We start from the raw sequence: 22215 nt of genomic DNA on the forward strand, positions 1-22215 counted from the left end.
ACCCGCCGCCCCGCACGGGAGCTGTCGGCGCCGGCGATGGACAATGGGGTACGTGACTCGGATCGTGATCATCGGTGGTGGCCCAGGCGGGTACGAGGCGGCGCTCGTCGCCGCGCAGCTCGGCGCGGAGGTGACGGTCGTCGACTGCGACGGCCTGGGCGGTGCGTCGGTGCTCACCGACTGCGTGCCGTCGAAGACGCTGATCGCCACCGCGGAGGTGATGACCACCTTCGACTCCTCGTACGAGGAGCTGGGCATCATCGTCGCGGACGACACGCCCCCGGAGAAGCAGGCGGCCCGCGTCGTCGGCGTGGACCTGGGCAAGGTCAACAGCCGGGTGAAGCGGCTGGCGCTGGCCCAGTCCGAGGACATCACCACGAGCGTCACGCGCGCCGGCGGCCGGGTCGTACGCGGCCGGGCGAGCGTCGCGGCGCAGCAGGCCCCGGACGGCTCGCGCACCGTGCGCGTGACCGGGGCCGCCGAGGAGGAGCTGGTCGCGGACGCCGTGCTGGTCGCCACCGGCGGCAGCCCGCGCGAGCTGCCCGACGCGCAGCCCGACGGCGAGCGGATCCTGAACTGGAAGCAGGTCTACGACCTCGACGAGCTGCCCGAGGAGCTGATCGTCGTCGGCTCCGGCGTCACCGGCGCGGAGTTCGCGGGCGCGTACCAGGCGCTGGGCTCGCGGGTCACGCTGGTCTCCAGCCGGGACCGGGTGCTGCCGGGCGAGGATCCGGACGCGGCGGCGGTGCTGGAGGACGTCTTCCGGCGCCGCGGCATGAACGTGATGAGCCGCTCGCGCGCGCAGAGCGCCAAGCGCGTCGGCGACCGGGTCGAGGTGACGCTCAACGACGGCCGGGTGATCACCGGTTCGCACTGCCTGATGGCGGTCGGCGCGATCCCCAACACCCGGGGCATCGGCCTGGAGGAGGCGGGGGTCCGGCTGACGGACTCCGGGCACATCTGGACCGACAAGGTGTCGCGTACGAGCGCGCCGGGCATCTACGCCGCGGGCGACTGCACGGGCGTCTTCGCGCTCGCCTCGGTGGCGGCGATGCAGGGCCGGATCGCGATGTACCACTTCCTCGGCGAGACGGTCGCGCCGCTGCGTCTGAAGACCGTCTCCGCAAATGTGTTCACGGATCCGGAGATTGCGACGGTGGGATACCAGCAGTCGGATGTGGACGAGGGGCGCATTGATGCACGGGTGATGAAACTGCCGCTGCTGCGCAACCCGCGGGCCAAGATGCAGGGGGTACGGGACGGATTCGTGAAGCTGGTCTGCCGCCCCGGCACCGGGATCGTGGTGGGCGGTGTGGTGGTCGCGCCGCGGGCCAGCGAGCTGATCCACCCCATCTCGATCGCCGTCGACAACAATCTGACCGTCGAACAGATCGCGAAGGCGTTCACCGTTTATCCGTCACTCTCGGGTTCGATCGCGGAGGTCGCGCGGCAGCTCCAGGGCAGCAAACCCGGCGGCGACGAGTAGTCCGACCAGCACCGTCGTGACGGCAACCGAGCGCTTATACCACCTTCGGAGGTCGCGAAGGAGCACTTTCTTCTCATCGACGCAAGCGGCTGAAAGAACACGGTCTTTGGCGTTACTGTCGGTTTCGTGTTCGCTGCAGAACGTCGTCAGTTGATCCTGGAAATGGTGCGGGCCAACGGGGCCGTATCGCTCCGAGAGCTCGCTCGAGTCGTACAGACCTCCGAGGTGACCGTACGCCGAGACGTACGCGCCCTGGAGGCGGAAGGGCTGCTGGACCGTAGGCACGGAGGTGCCGTCCTCCCGGGCGGTTTCACCCGTGAGTCAGGCTTCCCGCAGAAATCACATCTCGCGACCGCGGAGAAGACCGCGATCGCCGATCTGGCCGCCGGATTCGTCGAGGAGGGCGAAGCCGTCGTCGTCGGTGCCGGTACGACGACGCAGGAGCTGGCCCGCCGGCTCGCGCGCATCCCCGGCCTCACCGTCGTGACCAACTCCCTGCTCGTCGCCCAGGCGCTCGCGCACGCCAACCGGGTGGAGGTCGTCATGACCGGCGGCACGCTGCGCGGCAGCAACTACGCGCTGGTGGGCAGCGGTGCCGAGCAGTCGCTTCAGGGATTGCGCGTCTCCCGCGCGTTCCTCTCCGGCAGTGGACTGACCGCAGAGCGCGGGCTGTCCACGTCCAACATGCTGTCGGCGAGCGTCGACCGGGCGCTGGTGCAGGCCGCGGCCGAGGTCGTGGTGCTCGCGGACCACTCCAAGCTGGGCACCGACACGATGTTCCAGACGGTGCCCACCGACGTCATCACGCGGCTCGTCACGGACGAGCCGCCGCCGAACGACGAGCGCGCCGCCACCGAACTCCAGGCCCTGGCCGACCAGGGGGTGCAGATCGCGGTGGCGGGCCCGGAGCAGCCGGTGGGCGGTGAGAACGGCCCGCCGGCTGCGGCGCGGGGCCGGCACCCCCGGCACGGAGGAGAGCGGCGGCGCGGCGACGAGAGCGTGCCGCTGCCGGGTCAGCGGCGGACGCCGCAGGCCGCGGCGTCGGCGATGCGCGCCGCGGCGGCGCTGCCGGAGCAGGGCCGCGTGGCGGACCTGGCACCACGGCGGCGGTAGCGGGCCGGCGGGGGCGGTGATCTCCACCGCCCCCGGGCTCCGCCCCGAACTCCACCCCCGAACTCCACCCCCGAACTCCGCGGCCGCGCGTCCGCCGTCAGGCGGTGCGTGTGCGCAATCCGTCGAGGGCCAGGCCCAGCAGGCGGTCGGCGACCTCGGTGTCCTCCGGGTTCTTCGCCGACGCCTTCTCCGCCGCGTACGCGATGGCGCTCGTCAGCCGCAGTACGTCCTCGGGCGCGACGTCCGCGCGCAGTTCGCCGGACTCCCGCGCCCGGACCGCCAGCAGCTCGACGGTCTCCCGCAACTGCGTCTTGCAGTTGACCATCAGCCCCTCGTCCATCAGCGTCGCGGCGACCCCGCGGATCGTGGAGGACACGTCCACGTACCGCCGCATCCACGCCGCCAGCGCGCCGATCGGCGTCCTGCCGTCGTCCGTCGCCAGCGTCCGCGCCGTGGCGTCCAACTCGTCGACCTGGGTCTGGAAGACCTCGCCCATGAGCGCGAAGCGGTCCGGGAAGTGCCGGTACAGCGTGCCGATGCCGACGCCCGCGCGGCGCGCGATCTCCTCCAGCGAGGCGTCCGCGCCGTGCTCGCCGAAGGCCGCCGCGGCCTCGTTGAGCAGGCGTTCGTAGTTGCGGCGCGCGTCCGCGCGCATCGGCCGGCCCTGCACCGTCGCCATGGGCACCACCCTTCGTCGTCCCCGCTTGCAGCCCAGAATGCCATTGCAGAAACGGAGGTAGCCTCCGTATAGTCAAGCGGAGCTACCCTCCACTTCATTCTCTGCCGGAGGCACCTCTGTGTCCACATCCCTGCGCACGCCCACGGGCCACGACGCCGGCGGCCGCACCCGCCCGGCCCGCGGCGCCCGCCCGGGGCTCGCGCTCACCGCGATCGTCGCCACCCAGTTGATGTTCCTGGTCGACGCCACCGTGGTGAACGTCGCACTTCCCGACGTCGCGCTCGACCTCGGCTTCTCCTCGACCCGGATGTCCTGGATCCTCAACCTCTACACGCTCGCCTTCGGCGGCCTGCTGCTCCTCGGCAGCCGCATAGGCGACCGCATCGGCCGCCGCCGCGCGCTCGTCACCGGCGTGCTCGCCTTCACCGCCGCCTCCCTCCTCGCCGGCCTCGCCCCAAGCGGCGGCTGGCTGCTCTTCGCCCGTACCGCCCAGGGCGCCGCCGCCGCCCTCGCCGCGCCCAGCACCCTCGCGCTGCTGGCCACCACCTTCCCCGAGGGCCGCCAACGCGCCCGCGCGCTCAGCGTCTTCGCCTCGATCAGCGGCGCCGGCTCCGCGCTCGGCCTGGTCCTCGGCGGGGCGCTCACCGACCTCGCGTCCTGGCACTGGGTCTTCCTGATCAACCTGCCCGTGGGCCTGGCCATCGCCTGGCTCGCGCCGCGCCACCTCGACGAGACCCCGCGCCAGCGCGGCCCGTTCGACGTCCTCGGCGCGCTGCTCGGCACCGGGGGCATGACCTCGCTCGTCTACGGCTTCATCCGCACCGCCGAGAACGGCTGGAGCGACGGACTCGCCCTCGCCGCCTTCGCCGCCGCGACGGCGCTGCTCGGCACGTTCCTCGCCGTCGAACTCCGCGTCCGCCGGCCGCTGGTGGTGCTGCGGCTCTTCGCCGACCGCAACCGGTCGGTCGCGTACGCGACGATGCTGATGATCCCCGCCGGGATGTTCGGCGTCTTCTACTTCACCACGCAGTACCTTCAGCGGTTCCTCGACTACAGCCCCTTCCGCGCGGGCCTGGCCTTCCTGGCCCTCACGCTGCCGCTCTTCGCCGCCTCGCGCTACGCGCCGCGCGCCCAGGCCCGGTTCGGCCCGAAGCGCACCGCGCTCGTCGGGCTGGCGCTCAACGCCGCGGGCACGCTGTGGCTCGTCCGGCTCGACGCCTCCTCCGGCTACGTCGACGGGCTGCTGGGCCCGCTGGTGCTCATGGGCACCGGGGTGGGGCTGACCACGATGCAGCTCACCACCCTGATACTCAGCGGCGTCGAGCCCGAGGACGCCGGGTCGGCCTCCGGGCTGCTCCAGACGATGCAGTACGTCGGCGGCAGCCTGGGGCTGTCCGTGCTGGTCTCCGTCTTCGACGCGGGCCTGCGGCACTCCGCGGGGCACACGTTCTTCGACGGTACGGGCGCCGCGTTCACCGCCGCGGCGGCGTTCTCGGCGGCGGCCGTGCTGCTGATGGCGGTGGCCAAGGGCGTACCGCGCAAGCCGTGACACACAGGTCGGGGGCGGGCCCGCGGGCCCGCCCCCGACCGCTTCCGTCTGTGACTCAGTCCTTGATCTCGCAGATCACCGCGCCGGAGGTGACGGTCGCGCCGATCTCCGCCGCGAGGTCCTTGACCGTCCCGGCGCGATGGGCGTTGATGGGCTGCTCCATCTTCATCGCCTCCAGCACGATCACCAGATCGCCCTCCGCGACCTGCTGGCCCTCCTCGACGCCCACCTTCACGATCGTGCCCTGCATGGGCGAGGCCAGCGCGTCGCCCGAGACCGCGGAGCCGGACTTCTTCGCCGCCCGCCGCTTCGGCTTCGCCCGCCCGGCCGCCGCCGAGGCGACCGCGCCGAGCGACGACGGCAGCGAGACCTCCAGACGCTTGCCGCCGACCTCGACGACCAGCGTCTCGCGGCTCTCCTCCTCCGCCTCGGCGTCGGCGCCGCCGGCGAACGGGGCGATGCCGCCCGCGAACTCCGTCTCGATCCACCGGGTGTGGACGGCGAACGGCTCGACCGCCGAAGCCGGCGCGAACGCCGGGTCCCGCACCACCGCGCGGTGGAACGGCAGCGCCGTCGCCATCCCGGAGACCGTGAACTCCTCCAGCGCGCGCGCCGCGCGCTGGAGCGCCTGCTGCCGGGTGGCGCCGGTGATGACCAGCTTGGCCAGCAGCGAGTCCCACGCCGGGCCGATCACGCTGCCCGACTCCACGCCCGCGTCCAGCCGCACCCCGGGCCCGGCCGGCGGCTCGAAGGCCGTCACCGTGCCGGGCGCGGGCAGGAAGTTGCGCCCCGGGTCCTCGCCGTTGATACGGAACTCGAAGGAGTGACCCCGCACCGGCGGGTCGTCATACCCCAGCTCCTCGCCGTCGGCGATACGGAACATCTCCCGCACCAGGTCGATGCCCGTGACCTCCTCGGTCACCGGGTGCTCCACCTGGAGCCGGGTGTTGACCTCCAGGAAGGAGATCGTGCCGTCCTGGCCGACGAGGAACTCGCAGGTGCCCGCGCCCTCGTAGCCCGCCTCCCGGAGGATGGCCTTCGACGCGCGGTACAGCTCGGCGTTCTGCTCCGGGGACAGGAACGGCGCCGGCGCCTCCTCCACCAGCTTCTGGTGGCGGCGCTGGAGCGAGCAGTCCCGGGTGGAGACCACGACCACGTTCCCGTGCTTGTCCGCGAGGCACTGCGTCTCCACGTGCCGCGGCCGGTCGAGATAGCGCTCGACGAAGCACTCGCCGCGGCCGAACGCGGCGATGGCCTCGCGCACCGCCGACTCGTACAGCTCCGGGACCTCTTCGAGCGTACGGGCGACCTTCAGCCCGCGACCGCCGCCGCCGAAGGCGGCCTTGATGGCGATCGGCAGCCCGTGCTCCTCCGCGAACGCGGTGACCTCCGCGGCGCCCGCGACCGGGTCCTTCGTGCCCGCCACCAGCGGTGCGCCGGCGCGCTGGGCGATGTGCCTGGCGGACACCTTGTCGCCGAGGTCGCGGATCGCCTGCGGCGGCGGGCCGATCCACGTCAGGTCCGCGTCGAGGACCGCCTGGGCGAACTCGGCGTTCTCCGACAGGAAGCCGTACCCGGGGTGGACCGCGTCCGCGCCCGAGTCCTTGGCCGCCTGAAGCACCTTGCCGATGTCGAGGTAGCTCGTGGCCGGGGTGTCACCGCCGAGCGCGAAAGCCTCGTCGGCCACGCGGACGTGCAGTGCGTCCCGGTCCGGCGCGGCGTAGACGGCCACGCTCGCGATCCCGGCGTCCCGGCAGGCGCGGGCGACCCGGACGGCGATTTCGCCGCGGTTGGCGATGAGCACCTTGCGCACGTTGGCTCCCTTCTCGGAACACCGAGATTTTAGGTAATGGCGACACCTCTGCGCTGCGGGATCCCGGAGGTGAGCTTGCCCACACAGAAGGCGATCCGCGCCGCCGCACTCGGGCGCGAAGCCCTGAGTTCCCAAGGTACGCCGCATCCGGGGCCGTGCGCGCGAAACCGGCGTGTGGCCAAGGTCTCGCGCCTGTTGAGCAGATGGACGGCGCATCTTTTTGTGGGAACCATACGAAGGCGAGGCGGAATCTTTTCGGGTCGCCCATCCGGCCGGGTCCATGGCGCAAGCCTGTCGCGTGCCCGTCGTGTGTCCGTCGAGTGTCCATCGTGCGCGGACCCTTGCCGTGCTCAACTACCCGTCAGTAGCGTAAATGTGCCGAAAGGACCCGGTGAGGGGGTGCCGTCATGCGCAGAACGGCCGCGGCGGTCGCGGGTGCCGCGCTGCTCGTCGAGGCGGTCGGACTGGCCGTCGTGCACTTCATCCTGGGCTCGGTCGTCGACCGCCAGGACATGTCCCTCGCCGGCCTCGACTCCGGCGTCATGTCCGGCTCCACGCGCGTGGCGGGCATGGCGATCGGGCTCTACCTACTGTGCTGCGGTGCGCTCTCGCTGCTCCTCGCGGTACGGGACCGGGCCCCCGGCCGCGCCGGGCGGATCCTGCTGGTGAGCTGCGCGGTGCTGCACGCGGTGCTGGCGACGGTGGCCGTCGGGCTGGTGGGCTGGGCGGCGTTCGCGGGGCTGATGGTGGTGTTCGGGCTCATCGTGCTGACGCTGACCGCCGAAGACGCCGCCGTACGACCGGCCGAGGGCGGCGCGGAGCCGGCGCCGGCGGCCTGAGCCCCGTCACCTCCCCGGTCACCTCGGCGGCCGGGCGCTGCATCGCGTACGGGCCGGAAGGATCGCGTACGGCCCGGAAGGCCGGCCGGCGCTACGCCCACAGGTCGGTGATCTGCACGCCCAGCTCCGCGAGCTGCCGCCGCAGCAGCGGCAGCGAGAGCCCCACGACGTTGCCGTGGTCGCCTTCGATGCCGTCGATGAACGCCGCCGACCGGCCGTCGATGGTGAACGCCCCGGCCACGTGGAGCGGTTCGCCGGTCGCGACGTAGGCGGCGATCTCGGCGTCGCTCGGCTCCCCGAACCGCACCACCGTCCCGGCCGTCGCGCTCGTCCGCCGCCCCGACGCCGTGTCGATCAGGCAGTGCCCGGTCTGGAGCACCCCGGAGCGGCCCCGCATCGCCTTCCACCGCGCCGTGGCGTCCTCGGCGTCCACGGGCTTGCCCAGCGCCCTGCCGTCCAGCTCCAGCACCGAGTCGCAGCCGACGACCAGCGCCCCTGCCGCCTCCGGCCGCGCCGCGACGGCGCCGGCCTTCGCCTCGGCGAGCACCAGGGCCAGCTCCGCGGGCGTCGCGGCGGTGACGGCGTCCTCGTCGACGCCGCTGACGAGCACCTCGGGCGCGAGCCCCGCCTGCCGGAGCAGGGCGAGCCGGGCGGGGGACTGCGACGCGAGCACGAGCGTGCGGGCGGGGTGGTGGGCCATGCGGGTCATCGTAGGCGGCGGGGACGACAGCGCCGCGCGGGTACGCCCGTACCCGTACCGGCGCGCACTCGTCGGCAGCGGACGGCCGATCCGCACCGCGATCCGCCGGGCGTCCCGCCCGCGCATCAGGTCGGCAGCATGCCGGGTCCCGCCGCCCCCAGGGCCATCGTGACCACCGCCGCCACGGCAAGCAGCCAGCCGGCGCGGCGCAGCCGCCGTTCCGCCGCACGCAACTCCGCGTCGGGTTCGTCTGGAGGGTCGGACCAGAGCATCCTTCGATGGTCCCGGCCCGCCGCCCCGCGCGCCTGAGTACGGGTACTCAGATAGGGGGGCGCGGGGGCGCGCACCCGTCCTAAGCAGGCCAGTACGTCGTACGCCACGCCTTCGGCCCCGGCCGCGGCGTCCGCCGGGTCAGCACCCGCCGCTCGGGGTCCGCCCACTCGCCGCCCCGGCCGCTCCGCGAGCCGTTCGCGGCCGAGGCCGCCCGCGCCTGGACCACCGCCAGCGCCGCCGCCAGCTCCTCCGCCGTCGGGTTGCCCCGGACGACCTTGATCTCGTCGGACATCGGCCCTCCTCGACACCGCCGCCTTACAGCGGGATGTTCCCGTGCTTCTTGGGCGGCAGCGACTCCCGCTTGGTACGCAGCACCCGCAGCCCCTTCGCCACCTGCCGCCGCGTCTCCGACGGCATGATCACGGCGTCCACATACCCGCGTTCGGCCGCCGCATACGGGTTCAGCAGCGCGTCCTCGTACTCCTGGATCAACTCGGCGCGGCGCGCCTCCCGCTCCGCCTCGTCCCCGATGGCGGCGAGCGTGCGGCGGTAGAGGATGTTGACCGCGCCCTGCGCGCCCATGACGGCGATCCGCGCGGTGGGCCAGGCCAGGTTCAGGTCCGCGCCGAGGTGCTTGGAGCCCATGACGTCGTACGCGCCGCCGAACGCCTTGCGGGTGATCACCGTGATCAGCGGCACGGTGGCCTCGGCGTAGGCGTAGATCAGCTTGGCGCCGCGGCGGATGATGCCGTCGTACTCCTGGTCCGTGCCCGGCAGGAAGCCGGGGACGTCGACGAAGGTGAGCACGGGGACGTTGAACGCGTCGCAGGTGCGCACGAAGCGGGCGGCCTTCTCGCTGGCCTTGATGTCCAGGCAGCCGGCGAACTGCATCGGCTGGTTGGCGACGACCCCGACCGGGTGGCCCTCCACGCGGCCGAAGCCGGTGATGATGTTCGGCGCGTACAGCGACTGGGTCTCCAGGAACTCGCGGTCGTCCAGCACGTGTTCGATGGCGGTGTGCATGTCGTACGGCTGGCTCGCCGAGTCCGGGATGAGCGTGTCCAGCTCGCGGTCCTCGTCGGTGACCGCCGCCTCGCCCTCCTCGGGGAAGGCGGGCGGGTCGCTGAGGTTGTTCGACGGCAGGTACGACAGCAGCGCCTTGACGTAGTCGAAGGCGTCCTTCTCGTCGCCCGCCATGTGGTGTGCGACACCCGAGGTGGTGTTGTGGGTACGGGCTCCGCCCAGCTCCTCGAAGCCGACGTCCTCACCGGTGACGGTCTTGATGACGTCGGGGCCCGTGATGAACATGTGCGACGTGCCGTCCACCATGACGGTGAAGTCCGTGATCGCCGGGGAGTACACCGCCCCGCCCGCGCACGGGCCGACGATGACGCTGATCTGCGGGACGACGCCCGAGCTGTGGACGTTGCGGCGGAAGATCTCCGCGAAGAGCCCGAGCGCGACGACGCCCTCCTGGATGCGCGCGCCGCCGCCGTCGTTGATGCCGATGATCGGACAGCCGGTCTTCATGGCGAAGTCCATCGCCTTGACGATCTTCTCGCCGTAGACCTCGCCGAGGGAGCCGCCGAAGACCGTGAAGTCCTGCGAATACACCACGACCGGGCGGCCGTCGACGGTCCCGTAGCCGGTGACCACGCCGTCGCCGTACGGGCGGTTGGCGTCGATACCGAAGTTCGTCGAACGGTGCCGGGCGAACTCGTCCAGCTCGGTGAACGACCCGTCGTCCAGCAGCAGGTCGACCCGCTCGCGTGCGGTCAGCTTGCCCTTCGCGTGCTGCTTCTCCACCGCGCGCGCCGACCCGGCGTGCGTGGCCTCCTCGATCCGCCGGCCGAGATCGGCGAGCCGGCCGGCCGTCGTGTGGCTGTCCGCCGTCTCGGCGGGGGGCTCGTACGCCTTGGCCATCGCGGTGCAGCTCCTGCTCGTCGGGGGCGCCTCCGGGCGGGGTACCCGGAGGAGTGCGGGACTTACCGCTACGTAGGTTATCGGCGCGGAGCCCCCGTACGGATGCGGCGTTGGCCACACCGGCGGCGTGGCGTCGGCGGCGGTCGGCCGGATGTCTGGCCGTAGGGTGGCCATATGAGTGCAGATCGGGGAAGCCGCTGGTCCGACCTCGAACGCCCGCCCCTGAACGCCCACGCGCTGCGCCAGGCTCTCGTACGGACCGGAGGGCTGTGGACGTCGCTCGACGTCGTCGAGGCCACCGGCTCCACCAACGCCGACCTCGCCGCCCGCGCCCGCGAGGGGGCGCCCGAGGGCGCCGTGCTGGTCGCGGAGGAGCAGACCGCCGGGCGCGGCCGGCTGGACCGCCGCTGGTCGGCACCGGCCAGATCCGGACTTTTCTTCTCCGTACTGCTGCGCCCCGAGGGTGTGCCTGCGAGCCGGTGGGGCTGGCTGCCCCTGCTCGCCGGCGTCGCCGTGGCGACCGCGCTGCCGCGGGCCGCGGGCGTCGACACGGCGCTGAAGTGGCCGAACGACGTCCTCGTCACCGTCGCCGGCGAGGAGCGCAAGACGGGCGGCATCCTCGTGGAGCGCGTCGACGCCGACGCGGAGGCGGTGGTCCTCGGCATCGGCATCAACGTCACGCTGCGCGCCGACGAACTGCCCGTCCCGCAGGCCGGCTCGCTGGCCCTGGCCGGCGCGAAGGTCACCGACCGGGACCCGCTGCTGCGCGCCGTGCTGCGCTCGCTGGAACGCTGGTACGGAAGCTGGCGCACCGCCGCCGGCGACCCGGCCGGCGCCCGGCTCCAGGAGACGTACGCGGCAGGCTGCGCGACGCTCGGCCGGCAGGTTCGCGCGGAGCTGCCGGGCGGGGCGACGCTGACCGGCGAGGCCGTCGCCGTGGACGGCGACGGCCGGCTGGTGCTGGCCACCGCGGCGGGCATGGAGGAGCCGGTGGGCGCGGGGGACGTGGTGCACCTGCGGACCGCGGCCGAAGCGGAGTGAGCTGGGCCACAATTCCCGTATCGTTGGGACCGCAAGGGCGGTGGCCAGGGAACGGACGGGGGGAGGGGGCAGCCGGTGAGTGAGGTTGCGGGCTCCTCCGGTGCGGCGGAGCCGACGGGTCCGGGAGGACCCGGGGCCCCGGAGGGCCGGGAAGGCGTCGCGGGCCCGGAGGACGGCCCGGCGGAATCCGAAGGCCCGGAGGAACCCGAAGCACGGGAAGTCCCGGCAGGTCCGGATGCGTCCGAAGGCCAGGAGAGCCCGGAGGACGACGAGAACCCCATCGCACTGCGCATCGAGCAGCTCATCCTGGGCTCCGACCGCCGCTACACGCCCTTCCAGGCCGCGCGGGCGGCGGGCGTGCCGATGGAGCTGGCGGCCCGCTTCTGGCGCGCCATGGGCTTCGCCGACATCGGCCAGGCCAAGGCGCTCACCGAGGCCGACGTGCTCGCCCTGCGCCGGCTCGCGGGCCTGGTGGAGGCCGGGCTGCTGAGCGAGGGCATGGCGGTGCAGGTGGCGCGCTCCACCGGGCAGACCACAGCCCGGCTGGCGGACTGGCAGATCGACTCCTTCCTCGAAGGGCTCACCGAGCCGCAGGAGGGCATGTCCCGTACGGAGATCGCGTACCCGCTGGTCGAGCTGCTGCTGCCGGAGCTGGAGGAGTTCCTCGTCTACGTGTGGCGCCGCCAGCTCGCCGCGGCCACCGGCCGGGTCGTCCAGGCGCAGGACGACGCCGAGATGGTCGACCGCCGCCTCGCGGTGGGCTTCGCCGACCTCGTCGGGTTCACGCGGCTGACCCGGCGGCTGGAGGAAGAGGAGCTGGGCGAGCTGGTCGAGGCGTTCGAGACCACCGCCGCCGACCTGGTCGCCGCCCACGGCGGCCGGCTCATCAAGACCCTCGGCGACGAGGTGCTCTTCTCCGCGGACGACTCGGGCACGGCGGCGGAGATCGGCGTCCGGATGATCGAGACGCTGGCCCACGACGAGACGATGCCGGAGCTGCGGGTGGGCATCGCTTTCGGCACGGTGACGACGCGGATGGGCGACGTGTTCGGCACGACGGTGAACCTGGCGTCCCGGCTGACGTCCATCGCGCCGAAGGACACGGTGCTGGTGGACAGCGACTTCGCCGAGGAACTCATAAGGGACGGCGACGCCCCCGAGTCGGAGGCGGAGGCCACGGCGGCGGAGAAGGCCGCGGCGGAGGGCGGCGCGGAGGCCGTGCCGTCGTACCGGTTCGCGCTCCAGCCGATGTGGCAGCGGCCGGTGCGGGGGCTGGGCGTGGTGGAGCCGTGGCTGCTGAGCCGTCGCGGCTGACGGCGGGCGGGGTGCGGGGAGGCTTCGGGGTGCCTTCCGGGCGTCTTCTGCGGCGGGCCGGGCGGGGCTAGGCTCGGAGTCCGGCACGTGATCCACGAGGAGTTTCCCGACATGCCCGGTGTTCCGAGCGCGCGTTGACGCCGTAGGCCGTAGTGGCCCGTCATCGCGTGCTGCCCTTGGTGTTGCGGCACAGCGAGCCCTTTTCCGCATGCCCGCAAGCCAAGGGATCCCCTCGTGTCGAGTCTGTGGCGGGAAGCCGACTTCCGCCGGCTCTGGGCCGGACAGACGGCCTCTCAGCTCGGTGAACACACCGGCCTCGTCGTTCTCCCCCTGATCGCCGTCCTGACGCTCGACGTCGGCGCCGGCGAACTGGGCGCCCTGCGGGCGGCGGGGCAGGTGCCGATCCTGCTGCTCGCGCTCTTCGTCGGGGCGTGGGTCGACAGATGGCGTACGCGCACGGTGATGGTGTGGACGGACGTCGGCCGGGCGGCGGTGCTGGGCGCCGCGGCCGGGGCCGGCGCGGTGGGCTGGTTCGGGCTGCCGGCGCTGTTCGCGGTCGTGTTCGCCGTCGGGGCGCTGTCCGTGTTCTTCGACGTGGCGTACCAGGCGTCTCTCGTACGACTCGTGGAGCGCGACCAGTTGGTGCGGGGCAACAGCGCGCTGGAGAGCAGCCGGTCCGCGGCGCAGATCGGCGGTCCGGCGCTCGGCGGTGCGCTGGTGTCGCTGCTGTCGGCGCCGGTCGCGGTGGCGTCCAGCGCGGGGTGCTTCGCGCTGTCGTTCCTGTCGATCCGGCGCATACGCGGCACCGAACGGCTTCCGCAGGGGCCGGAACGTACCGCCCGGGTCTGGCGGCGCATCCGGGAGGGACTGCGCTTCGTGGCGGGCAACGCGGTGCTCCGGGCGGTGTGCCTGGCGTCGGTCGCGTTCCAGATCGCGCTGGCGGCGATGATGACCGTCTATCTGCTCTACCTGCCGCGGGAGTTGGGCCTGCCGGGCGCGGTGGTGGGGCTGACGCTCGCGGCGACGGGCCCGGGCGCGCTGGCAGGGGCGCTGCTGGCCGCCTGGCTGCCGCGGCGGGCGGGGTACGGGACGGTGCTGGTGGCGGGCGCGGTGGTGGGCGACGGGGTGTTCCTGTGCGTACCGGCGCTGCGGGGGTCGTCGGCGGTGACGGTGGCGGTGCTGGTCGCGGTGGGCTTCGTGTTCGGAGCGGGCGGGCAGTTGGTGAACGTCACGGTGATGGCGGTCCGGCAGGCGGCCACGCCGGACGGGATGCAGGGCCGGGTGGCGGCGACGATCACGTTCGCGGGGATGGGGCTGACACCGCTGGGCTCGCTGCTGGGCGGGTGGCTGGCGGGGGAGTGGGGACTGCGGCCGAGCCTGCTGGCGACGGCGGCGGGGATGCTGCTGTCGCCGGTGGTGATGGCGCTGTCGCCGCTGTCGCGGCTGGGGCGGGAGCTGCCGGGGGCGAAGGCCGATGGCCGGTTCGGCGGAAGTGGTTGAACCGGAGGGGCCGCGTCGGCAACACTCCAGGCCGGAAGGGCACGCACCGCCCACGCGGGATGGTCCCGAATTCGGCATCTACTCGTTCTGGACGAAGCAGCACGCCCCGCCCTCGCGGGGATGGTCCCCCGCCCCCCGGCGCACTCATGTACCGGGACACGCGCTCCCCGCCCCCGCGGGGATGATCCGCACGGATTCGGGCCCGTGACCATCGACTGGGGGCACTCCCCGCCCACGCGGGGCCGGCCCTCTACCCCCTCCTCCCCGCCTGCCGTCCCCGGAACGCCCTGCGGCTCCGGCCCCGCGGCGGGTGGTCCGCCAGTCGCGTCACCTCGCTGTCCCTGCCCGCCACCACCGGGCCCTCCTCCCCCGCCGCCTTCGCCGCGTACTGGGCCGCGTCCGCCAGCCGCAGCAGGCGGCGGCCCGACAGCACCGGCCCGATCGGGTCCCCCGTCGATGCCACCCCGCACGCGACCCCCCGGCCCGGCTCCAGGTCCGCCGCTCGCGCGCACAGTTCCGTCGCCGTGCGCACCACGTCGTCCGGCGGCGGGCCCACCGACAGCAGGCAGAACTCGTCGCCGCCCAGCCGGGCGGCCAAGGTGTCCGGCAGCGCCGCGCCATGCAGCGACAGCAGCGAGCCGAATCGTTCCAGCAGACGGTCGCCGCCCGCGTGGCCGAGCGAGTCGTTGACCTCCTTCAGGCCGTTGACGTCGCAGACGACCAGGCTGACCACCGTGCCCTCCGCCCGGTGCTGCTCCACCGCCTCGTCCAGCCGCAGGTCCAGCGCCCGGCGGTTGGCCAGCCCCGTCAGCGGGTCCGTGAACGCCAGCCGCCGCGCCTCCTCCAGCCGCTCGGTCTGCGCGATCCCCGCCGCGACCACCGCGCTCACCGCCGCCGCGAAGGCCGCGTCGTACGGCGTGAAGCCGGCGGCGCCGCGCGGGCGGGCGACGTACAGCTCGCCCCAGGCGCGGCCGTGCACCACGACCGGCGCCACCAGGCAGCTCCCCCGCCCGCGTCGCCGCAGCCCGTCCCCCCGCCGTCCCGCGGAGTCCTCGGTCGCCGTCCAGGGGCCGCCGGGGGAGGAGGCCAGCTCGGGGAAGTCGCGCACGGGGTACGACTCGTCCGGCGGGAACTCCTCCTCGCCGGCCGCCCGCTCGCCGTCGTTGACGAGCACCCGCAGCCGGCCGCGCTCGCGCTCCCACACGGACACCGCCGCGAAGGACCCGTCCAGCGCGCGCCTGGCCCCCGCGGCCGCCGCGCGTACGGTGTCGCGGGGCGTCACCGCGTCCGCCAGCGCCCGGGCCAGCTCGACCACGGCGTGCAGCGATTCGTCCGGGGGCCGGTCGTTGCCCGTCACGGGTCCAGGGTAGGCAATCGATCACGATTTACGAGATTTAGGCTGATTGTCCACTCTGCGTAAGGCGCTCCGTTGCGCCCTGTTGCGCCCTTCCTACGCTCCCGGCCACTCCGGCTTGCGTTTCTCGTTGAACGCCGCCACGCCCTCCTTGCGGTCCGCCGACAGCGCCGTCCGGTGCCACGCCGCGTCCTCGATCTCCAGCCCCGCCCGCAGCTCCCGCCCGAAGCCCAGCCGCAGCGCCCGCTTCGCGGCCCGTACGCCCACCGGCGAGTTGCCCGCGATCCGCCGCGCCAGCTCCAGCGCCGTCGTGCGCGCCTCGCCCGCCGGCACCAGCCGGTCGAGCAGCCCCAGCGCATGCGCCTCCGCCGCCTCCACCCGGCGCGCGGTGAAGATCAGCTCCGCCGCGCGGGCGGCGCCCACCCGGCGCGGCAGCAACTGCGTCCCGCCGCCGCCCGGCACGACGCCGACCGACACCTCCGGCAGCCCGACGACCGCCGTCTCGTCGGCGACGATGAAGTCGCAGGACAGCGCCAGCTCGTACCCCCCGCCGAGGGCGAAGCCGTGCACGGCCGCGATGGCCGGCACCGGCAGCTCCAGCACTCCCGTGTACGCGGCGCGCGAGGTGGGGCGGTGGCGGTGCATGTCGGCGTCGGTGAAGTCGTTGCGCTCCTTGAGGTCCGCGCCGACGCAGAAGGCCCGCTCGTGGCTGGAGGTGAGGACCACGGCCCGTACGGAGGCGTCCGCGGCCAGGCGCGCGGTGGTCTCGGTGAGCGCGCGGGCCAGGTCGGTGGAGACGGCGTTCATGGCCTCCGGCCGGTCGAGGACCAGCTCGGCGACGTACTCGTGCGTGTGGACGGCGATGCCCTCGCCCATGCGAATCGGCCTCCGGCGGGTGGTGGCGTTAACGGTCGCTAACGTAGTGCGTGGACGCGCGACGCGCCAGGGCCGGCCGGACGCGTTTCCTGATCGGTTGGACGGCCCGTCCGGGGTCCGTGCAGCGCTCGTGACAGCTCCGGATTCACTTCGTAAGGTTCTTGAATATGAATATGCACCCCCGTCCCGCCCCGGTCGTCCTCGGGCCCGCCGGCACCACCGCGGACGACGTCCTGGCCGTCGCCCGCCGCGGCGCACCCGTCGAGCTGTCGGCGAGCGCCCTCGACGCCCTCGCCGCCGCCCGCCGCGTCGTGGACGACCTCGCCGCCAAGCCCGAACCCGTCTACGGCATCTCCACCGGCTTCGGCGCGCTCGCCGTCCGGCACATCAGCCCCGACCTGCGCGTCCAGCTCCAGCGCAACATCGTCCGCTCGCACGCGGCCGGCATGGGCCCGCGGGTGGAGCGGGAGGTCGTCCGCGCGCTGATGTTCCTGCGCCTGAAGACGCTGGCCTCCGGCCACACCGGCGTGCGGCCCGAGGTGGCCCGGGCGATGGCCGGGATGCTCAACGCCGGCATCACCCCCGTCGTGCACGAGTACGGCTCGCTCGGCTGCTCCGGCGACCTCGCCCCGCTCTCGCACTGCGCGCTGGCGCTCATGGGCGAGGGCGACGCCGAAGGGCCCGACGGCGCCGTGCACCCCGCCGCCGACCTCCTCGCGGCGCACGGCCTCGCGCCCGTCACGCTGCGCGAGAAGGAGGGCCTGGCGCTGCTCAACGGCACCGACGGGATGCTCGGCATGCTGCTCATGGCCTGCGCCGACCTCGCCGCGCTGCTCACCGCCGCCGACGTCACCGCCGCGCTGACGCTGGAGGCCCTGCTCGGCACCGACCGGGTGCTCGCGCCCGAGCTGCACGCCGTACGCCCCCACCCCGGCCAGGCCGCCAGCGCCGCCAACATGCTCAGGGTGCTCGACGGCTCCGGCCTCACCGGCCACCACCAGACCGGCCACGACGGCCTGCCCGCCGCGCCCCGGGTGCAGGACGCGTACTCCGTGCGCTGCGCGCCGCAGGTCGCCGGCGCCGGCCGGGACACCCTCGCCCACGCCCGTACCGTCGCGGAACGCGAACTGGCCGCCGCCGTCGACAACCCCGTTGTCCTCCCCGGAGGTACCGCCGACGCCGGCGGCTACGAGGGGGGCAGGGTCGAGTCCAACGGCAACTTCCACGGCGCCCCCGTCGCGTACGTCCTGGACTTCCTCGCCATCGCCGCCGCCGACCTCGGCTCCATCGCCGAGCGCCGCACCGACCGGCTGCTGGACAAGAACCGCAGCCACGGCCTGCCCGCCTTCCTGGCCGGCGACCCCGGCGTGGACTCGGGCCTGATGATCGCCCAGTACACCCAGGCCGCGCTGGTCAGCGAGCTGAAGCGGCTGGCCGTGCCGGCGTCGGCCGACTCCATCCCGTCGTCGGCGATGCAGGAGGACCACGTCTCGATGGGCTGGTCCGCGGCGCGCAAGCTGCGAACCGCGCTCGACCATCTGACGAAGGTGCTGGCCGTCGAGATGTACGCGGCCACCCGCGCGGTCGAGCTGCGCGCCGGGCTCACACCGGCGCCCGCCACCCAGGCCGTGCTGCGCGCCGTGCGCGACGCGGGGGTGGCGGGGCCCGGGGCCGACCGCTTCCTGTCGCCGGACCTGGCGGCAGCGGAGGGGTTCGTACGCTCCGGGCGGCTGGTCGCGGCAGTGGAGTCCGTCACAGGGCCTCTTTCCTGATCTGTCAAGATCTGATCGAACCCGCACTGACCTGCACCGATCTGACTCGAATCGACCGGTGACGGGGTGGCGCGCCCGGCCGCGGGTCTGGGGCGTCGGTGGCGTGTGCCACAGTGGGTAGCAGGACGGAACGGACCAGTGGGGATCGGGCGTCCTATCCCGTGAGGTAGGGCAATCGTGCCTTTCGCGGTGAAGGGGAGTTAAGACGTGAGGGTGTACGGCAAGGGGCGGCGCGGGGTGGCGCTGTCCGCACTGGCGATGAGCGCCGTGCTGGGTCTGACCGCGTGTAGCGGCGACAGCAAGGCGGACGACTCCGGGGACCAGAAGGAGTCGGCCTCGGAGCAGAAGAAGAACGTGCCGGACGCCCGAATATCCATAGCGCCCAAGGACGGTACGGAGAACGTCGGGATCAACTCCGACACCGAGGTCACCGTCAAGGGCGGCAAGCTCACCGAGGTCGTGCTCACCGCGGCCGGCAGCACCGACGAGGTCGCCGGGACCATCGCGGACGACGGCAAGTCCTGGAAGCCGGACGCGGCGCTGGAGCGCGGCACGGAGTACCGGATCACCGCCAAGGCCGAGGACGGCGACGGCCAGGTGTCCACGTCCAACTCGGGCTTCTCCACCGTCTCCGCCGAGAACAGCGTCATCGGCTACTTCACCCCCGAGGACGGCACCGAGGTCGGCGTCGGCATGCCGGTGTCGCTCAACTTCGACAAGCCGGTCGAGGACAAGGCCGCCGTCGAGTCGAAGATCGACGTCGAGACGAGCAGCGGCCAGGACGTCGTCGGCCACTGGTTCAACGACACCCGGATCGACTTCCGCCCCGAGGACTACTGGCAGGCGGGCTCCACCGTCACGATGGACATGAACCTCGACGGCGTCGAGGCGTCGCCCGGCGTCTACGGCGTGCAGGACCGCGAGATGAGCTTCACCGTGGGCCGCTCGCAGGTCACCACCGTCGACGTCAAGGCCATGACGATGACGGTCGTGCGCGACGGCAAGAAGGTCAAGACGATCCCGATCTCCGCGGGCGCGCCCGAGAACCCCACGTACAACGGCCAGATGGTGATCTCCGAGAAGCACAAGGAGACCCGGATGGACGGCTCGACGGTCGGTTTCACCGACAAGGAGGGCGAGAGCGAGTACGACATCCCGGACGTGCCGCACGCCATGCGGCTGTCCACCTCGGGCACGTTCATCCACGGCAACTACTGGGGCGGCCAGGGCGTCTTCGGCAGCGCCAACACCAGCCACGGCTGCGTCGGCCTGTTCGACAAGCAGGGCGCGAACGACCCGGGCACGGACGGCGCGTGGTTCTACGACCAGTCGCTGCTCGGCGACGTCGTGATCGTCAAGAACTCGCCCGACGAGACCATCGCCCCGGACAACGGCCTCAACGGCTGGAACATGGACTGGGCCGCATGGCAGCAGGGCAGCGCGCTCTGAGCTGAGGCGCGGCGCGCCGGACCGGCGTGCGGGGTCGAAGCCCCGTACGCCCCGGCGTACCGCAGCACGCGAGGGCGCGGACCGCCGCCCGCCGGCGGGCGCCGCGGGCGGACGCCGCAGAGCCGCCTCAGAGCCACCGCAGGGCCGGGACCTGGGCCGTACGACGTACGTACGGCAGGGCCCGGCCCTTTCTCATGGCACTCTCACGGTGGCCTCAGCCTTTCCCCAACATGGCGCCATAGCTTCGCCGCATGTTCCTCACCTACCTGCGGCGCGAGTTGCGCCGGCGCAGAAAGGCCGCACTGGTCGTCGCCACGGGCCTCGCCCTCGGCATCGGCCTCGTCATCACCGTCTCGTCCGTGGCCGCCGGCATGCGCGACGCCCAGGACGAAGTCCTGCACTCCCTCTACGGCGTGGGCACCGACCTCACCGTCAGCAAGGAGGCGGACGAGAGCGACGGCGGCCCGCAGAGCTTCCGCATCGGGCCCGGCGCCGACGGTGAGGACGCCACCAAGACCGACGACCGGCTGATGCCGCTCGGCGGCTTCCAGCACCTCGACGACTCGGTCGTCGGCGAGGTCGCGGGCCAGGACGGCGTCGACACCGCGGTGGGTGCGCTGGCGCTCAACGACATCGAGTTCAAGGGCGACTTCCAGCAGGGGAAGATCGAGGGCGGCACCGACGGCCAGGCGGCCCCGGGCCAGGGCGGCCCAGGCGGCGGTGGCGGTGGCGGCCCGCGGATCGAGGGCGGCGGCGCGGACATCGACGTCGACTCCTTCACCGTCACCGGCCTCGACGTCTCCCAGCAGGACGTCGGCCCGCTCTCCTCGTCGAAGATCAGCGACGGCGAGACCTTCGGCGCGGACGACACCAACGCGCTCAAGGCCGTCGTGGACAGCGCGTACGCCAAGGACGAGAACCTTGAGGTCGGTGACGAGGTCACCATCAAAGGCAAGAAGTTCGAGGTCGTCGGCATCGCCACCGCCGACACCGGCGCCTCCACCGCGAACGTCTACATCCCGCTGAAGCGCGCCCAGGAGCTGTCCGACGCCGACCTGGAGAACAAGGTCAGCACCATCTACGTCAAGGCCGACAGCTCCGAGGACATCCCCGCGGTCAAGGACGCCATCGACGAGAACGTGTCCGGTGCCAGCGTCACCTCCGCCTCCGACCTCGCCGAGCAGGTCTCCGGCAACCTCTCCACCGCCTCCAACCTGGCCACCAACATCGGCAGGTGGCTCTCCATCGCCGTGCTGATCGCCGCCTTCCTGCTCGCCGGGCTGCTCACGATGTCCGCCGTCGGCCGGCGGGTGCGCGAGTTCGGCACGCTGAAGGCGCTCGGCTGGCGCAGCGGTCGCGTCGTCCGGCAGGTGATGGGCGAGGCGTTCGTCAACGGGATCCTCGGCGGTGCACTCGGCATCGCGCTCGGGGTCGCCGGTGCGTACGTCGTCACGACCATCGCCCCGACGCTGAACGCCTCGATGGGCCCCGGCGCCGACGCACCCGAGGGCGCCACGCTGCGCGGGCCGCAGCAGATGCTGGACGCGGCCAGCTCCAGCGTGGAGGTCTCGCTCCAGGCGCCCGTGACGCTCTCCGTGATCGCGCTGGCCGTCGCACTCGCGGTCGCCGGCGGGCTGATCGCCGGCTGCTTCGGCGGCTGGCGGGCGGCGCGGCTGCGGCCGGCGGACGCGCTGCGGCGCGTCGAGTAGCCCCTCGCCCTCCCTTCCCCCGACCACCCCACCCCCCGCGGCACCCAGGAGTTGACACGATGTACCAGCTCACCGGCGTCACCAAGCGCTACCAGCGCGGCAAGGAGGCCATCGACGCCCTCGCCGGCGTCGACCTCACCATCGCGGACGGCGACCAGCTCGTCGTCCGCGGCCCCACCGGCGGCGGCAAGTCGACGCTGCTGCAACTGCTCGGCGGCCTCGACCGGGCGACCTCCGGCACCCTCAGCCTCGACGGCACCGACCTCGGCGGGCTCAGCGAGGCCGCCCTGACGCGGGTACGGGCCGCGACCATCGGCTTCGTCTTCCAGAGCTTCAACCTCATCCCCACCCTCAGCGCCCAGGAGAACGTCGAGACCGCGCTCGTACCGCTCGGCGTGAAGGCGACCGAGCGCGCCAAGCGGGCGGCGGACGCGCTGGAGTCCGTGGGCCTCGCCGAGCGGCTCACGCACCTGCCGGGCGAGCTGTCCGGCGGCCAGCAGCAGCGCGTGGCCATCGCGCGGGCGCTGGTGAAGCAGCCGAAGGTGCTGCTGGCCGACGAGCCGACCGGCAACCTCGACGAGGACACCCGGGACGACATCGTGGCGCTGCTGGAAGGGCTGTGGAAGGAGCTGGGGCTGACGTACGTGCTGGTCACGCACGACAGCTCGATCGCCCGGCGGGCGCCGCGGCTGGCGGTGATCAAGAAGGGCCGGCTGAAGGTCACGGAGCGGGAGGCGGCGGCGTAGCGGCGCCGCCGCCGCACGGCGGGGGCACGGGGGTGCCGTGGGAGGGGCGCGTACGGGCGTGGCGGTGCCTGTACGCGCC

At 73.2% G+C, this 22215-nt stretch carries 19 protein-coding genes; 11 read left to right on the top strand and 8 right to left on the bottom strand.

Annotation, left to right across the window (positions count from 1 at the left end; genetic code table 11):
• The first annotated feature begins 43 nt into the window (after positions 1–43).
• Positions 44–1486 carry an NAD(P)H-quinone dehydrogenase gene (locus QBL21_RS04925; RefSeq protein ID WP_407560741.1) on the top strand — a complete coding sequence of 481 codons (1443 nt, stop codon included), beginning with the start codon at positions 44–46 and terminating at the stop codon, positions 1484–1486.
• 162 nt (positions 1487–1648) lie between these two features.
• Entirely contained in the window at positions 1649–2599 is a 951-nt protein-coding gene (locus tag QBL21_RS04930) for a DeoR/GlpR family DNA-binding transcription regulator (protein WP_407566309.1), read from the top strand.
• A 97-nt stretch (positions 2600–2696) separates the two neighbouring features.
• Here QBL21_RS04930 and QBL21_RS04935 read toward each other — a convergent pair whose 3' ends face one another.
• Positions 2697–3278, bottom strand: coding sequence for a TetR/AcrR family transcriptional regulator (locus QBL21_RS04935; protein WP_407560742.1), 582 nt, complete (start codon positions 3276–3278; stop codon positions 2697–2699).
• 118 nt (positions 3279–3396) lie between these two features.
• Between QBL21_RS04935 and QBL21_RS04940 the strand changes: the two genes are divergently transcribed.
• Positions 3397–4827, top strand: coding sequence for an MFS transporter (locus tag QBL21_RS04940; RefSeq protein ID WP_407560743.1), 1431 nt, complete (start codon positions 3397–3399; stop codon positions 4825–4827).
• Between the two features lie 55 nt (positions 4828–4882).
• On the opposite strand, the gene QBL21_RS04945 is transcribed toward QBL21_RS04940, so the two are convergent.
• Positions 4883–6640: an acetyl/propionyl/methylcrotonyl-CoA carboxylase subunit alpha gene (locus tag QBL21_RS04945; RefSeq protein ID WP_407560744.1), complete on the bottom strand. Its 1758-nt coding sequence runs from the start codon at positions 6638–6640 to the stop codon at positions 4883–4885.
• Between the two features lie 407 nt (positions 6641–7047).
• On the opposite strand from QBL21_RS04945, the gene QBL21_RS04950 reads away from it, so the two are divergent.
• Positions 7048–7479 carry a hypothetical protein gene (locus QBL21_RS04950; protein WP_407560745.1) on the top strand — a complete coding sequence of 144 codons (432 nt, stop codon included), beginning with the start codon at positions 7048–7050 and terminating at the stop codon, positions 7477–7479.
• A 91-nt stretch (positions 7480–7570) separates the two neighbouring features.
• On the opposite strand, the gene QBL21_RS04955 is transcribed toward QBL21_RS04950, so the two are convergent.
• The 4 genes from QBL21_RS04955 to QBL21_RS04970 form a co-directional block, all read right to left on the bottom strand.
• Positions 7571–8179 (bottom strand): Maf family protein, encoded by a 609-nt coding sequence (locus QBL21_RS04955; RefSeq protein ID WP_407560746.1) that lies wholly within the window; start codon positions 8177–8179, stop codon positions 7571–7573.
• A gap of 125 nt (positions 8180–8304) precedes the next feature.
• Positions 8305–8451 (bottom strand): morphogenic membrane protein MmpB, encoded by a 147-nt coding sequence (mmpB, locus tag QBL21_RS04960; RefSeq protein ID WP_407560747.1) that lies wholly within the window; start codon positions 8449–8451, stop codon positions 8305–8307.
• A gap of 80 nt (positions 8452–8531) precedes the next feature.
• On the bottom strand, positions 8532–8744 hold the full coding sequence (locus tag QBL21_RS04965; protein ID WP_407560748.1) for an acyl-CoA carboxylase epsilon subunit: 213 nt from the start codon (positions 8742–8744) through the stop codon (positions 8532–8534).
• A gap of 23 nt (positions 8745–8767) precedes the next feature.
• Positions 8768–10375: an acyl-CoA carboxylase subunit beta gene (locus QBL21_RS04970; protein WP_407560749.1), complete on the bottom strand. Its 1608-nt coding sequence runs from the start codon at positions 10373–10375 to the stop codon at positions 8768–8770.
• 174 nt (positions 10376–10549) lie between these two features.
• Between QBL21_RS04970 and QBL21_RS04975 the strand changes: the two genes are divergently transcribed.
• The 3 genes from QBL21_RS04975 to QBL21_RS04985 all read left to right on the top strand — a co-directional run bounded on the left by QBL21_RS04975 (position 10550) and on the right by QBL21_RS04985 (position 14230).
• Positions 10550–11416, top strand: a complete 867-nt coding sequence (locus QBL21_RS04975; RefSeq protein ID WP_407560750.1) for a biotin--[acetyl-CoA-carboxylase] ligase — start codon at positions 10550–10552, stop codon at positions 11414–11416.
• A 75-nt stretch (positions 11417–11491) separates the two neighbouring features.
• On the top strand, positions 11492–12730 hold the full coding sequence (locus QBL21_RS04980; RefSeq protein WP_407560751.1) for an adenylate/guanylate cyclase domain-containing protein: 1239 nt from the start codon (positions 11492–11494) through the stop codon (positions 12728–12730).
• A 234-nt stretch (positions 12731–12964) separates the two neighbouring features.
• Complete coding sequence (locus tag QBL21_RS04985) at positions 12965–14230, top strand: MFS transporter (protein WP_407560752.1); 1266 nt, start codon at positions 12965–12967, stop codon at positions 14228–14230.
• Positions 14231–14480: 250 nt separating this feature from the next.
• On the opposite strand, the gene QBL21_RS04990 is transcribed toward QBL21_RS04985, so the two are convergent.
• The gene (locus QBL21_RS04990; protein ID WP_407560753.1) at positions 14481–15587 is read right to left on the bottom strand and encodes a diguanylate cyclase domain-containing protein; all 1107 of its coding nucleotides are present in this window, start codon (positions 15585–15587) and stop codon (positions 14481–14483) included.
• A 93-nt stretch (positions 15588–15680) separates the two neighbouring features.
• Complete coding sequence (locus QBL21_RS04995; protein ID WP_407560754.1) at positions 15681–16460, bottom strand: enoyl-CoA hydratase/isomerase family protein; 780 nt, start codon at positions 16458–16460, stop codon at positions 15681–15683.
• Between the two features lie 173 nt (positions 16461–16633).
• Between QBL21_RS04995 and hutH the strand changes: the two genes are divergently transcribed.
• The 4 genes from hutH (at position 16634) to QBL21_RS05015 (ending at position 22136) form a co-directional block, all read left to right on the top strand.
• Complete coding sequence (gene hutH / locus QBL21_RS05000; RefSeq protein WP_407560756.1) at positions 16634–18232, top strand: histidine ammonia-lyase; 1599 nt, start codon at positions 16634–16636, stop codon at positions 18230–18232.
• A 258-nt stretch (positions 18233–18490) separates the two neighbouring features.
• Positions 18491–19681 (top strand): Ig-like domain-containing protein, encoded by a 1191-nt coding sequence (locus tag QBL21_RS05005; RefSeq protein ID WP_407566310.1) that lies wholly within the window; start codon positions 18491–18493, stop codon positions 19679–19681.
• A gap of 251 nt (positions 19682–19932) precedes the next feature.
• Positions 19933–21390, top strand: coding sequence for an ABC transporter permease (locus QBL21_RS05010; protein ID WP_407560758.1), 1458 nt, complete (start codon positions 19933–19935; stop codon positions 21388–21390).
• 59 nt (positions 21391–21449) lie between these two features.
• A complete protein-coding gene (locus QBL21_RS05015) occupies positions 21450–22136 on the top strand; it encodes an ABC transporter ATP-binding protein (protein ID WP_407560759.1) in 687 nt (228 codons plus the stop codon).
• Positions 22137–22215 lie beyond the last annotated feature (79 nt).

This window comes from Streptomyces sp. 184, from assembly GCF_045781775.1.
Taxonomy (GTDB): Bacteria; Actinomycetota; Actinomycetes; order Streptomycetales; family Streptomycetaceae; genus Streptomyces.

Excerpts from the sequence above, each read along its gene's own strand:
- QBL21_RS05010 (WP_407560758.1), top strand. The coding sequence starts at position 19,933 with ATGTTCCTCACCTACCTGCGGCGCGAGTTGCGCCGGCGCAGAAAGGCC.
- QBL21_RS04925 (WP_407560741.1), top strand. The coding sequence starts at position 44 with ATGGGGTACGTGACTCGGATCGTGATCATCGGTGGTGGCCCAGGCGGG.
- mmpB (WP_407560747.1), bottom strand. The coding sequence starts at position 8,451 with ATGCTCTGGTCCGACCCTCCAGACGAACCCGACGCGGAGTTGCGTGCG.
- QBL21_RS04975 (WP_407560750.1), top strand. The coding sequence starts at position 10,550 with ATGAGTGCAGATCGGGGAAGCCGCTGGTCCGACCTCGAACGCCCGCCC.
- QBL21_RS04950 (WP_407560745.1), top strand. The coding sequence starts at position 7,048 with ATGCGCAGAACGGCCGCGGCGGTCGCGGGTGCCGCGCTGCTCGTCGAG.
- QBL21_RS04935 (WP_407560742.1), bottom strand. The coding sequence starts at position 3,278 with ATGGCGACGGTGCAGGGCCGGCCGATGCGCGCGGACGCGCGCCGCAAC.
- QBL21_RS05005 (WP_407566310.1), top strand. The coding sequence starts at position 18,491 with ATGAGCGCCGTGCTGGGTCTGACCGCGTGTAGCGGCGACAGCAAGGCG.
- QBL21_RS04965 (WP_407560748.1), bottom strand. The coding sequence starts at position 8,744 with ATGTCCGACGAGATCAAGGTCGTCCGGGGCAACCCGACGGCGGAGGAG.
- QBL21_RS04970 (WP_407560749.1), bottom strand. The coding sequence starts at position 10,375 with ATGGCCAAGGCGTACGAGCCCCCCGCCGAGACGGCGGACAGCCACACG.
- hutH (WP_407560756.1), top strand. The coding sequence starts at position 16,634 with ATGCACCCCCGTCCCGCCCCGGTCGTCCTCGGGCCCGCCGGCACCACC.
- QBL21_RS04955 (WP_407560746.1), bottom strand. The coding sequence starts at position 8,179 with ATGGCCCACCACCCCGCCCGCACGCTCGTGCTCGCGTCGCAGTCCCCC.
- QBL21_RS04930 (WP_407566309.1), top strand. The coding sequence starts at position 1,649 with ATGGTGCGGGCCAACGGGGCCGTATCGCTCCGAGAGCTCGCTCGAGTC.
- QBL21_RS04995 (WP_407560754.1), bottom strand. The coding sequence starts at position 16,460 with ATGGGCGAGGGCATCGCCGTCCACACGCACGAGTACGTCGCCGAGCTG.
- QBL21_RS05015 (WP_407560759.1), top strand. The coding sequence starts at position 21,450 with ATGTACCAGCTCACCGGCGTCACCAAGCGCTACCAGCGCGGCAAGGAG.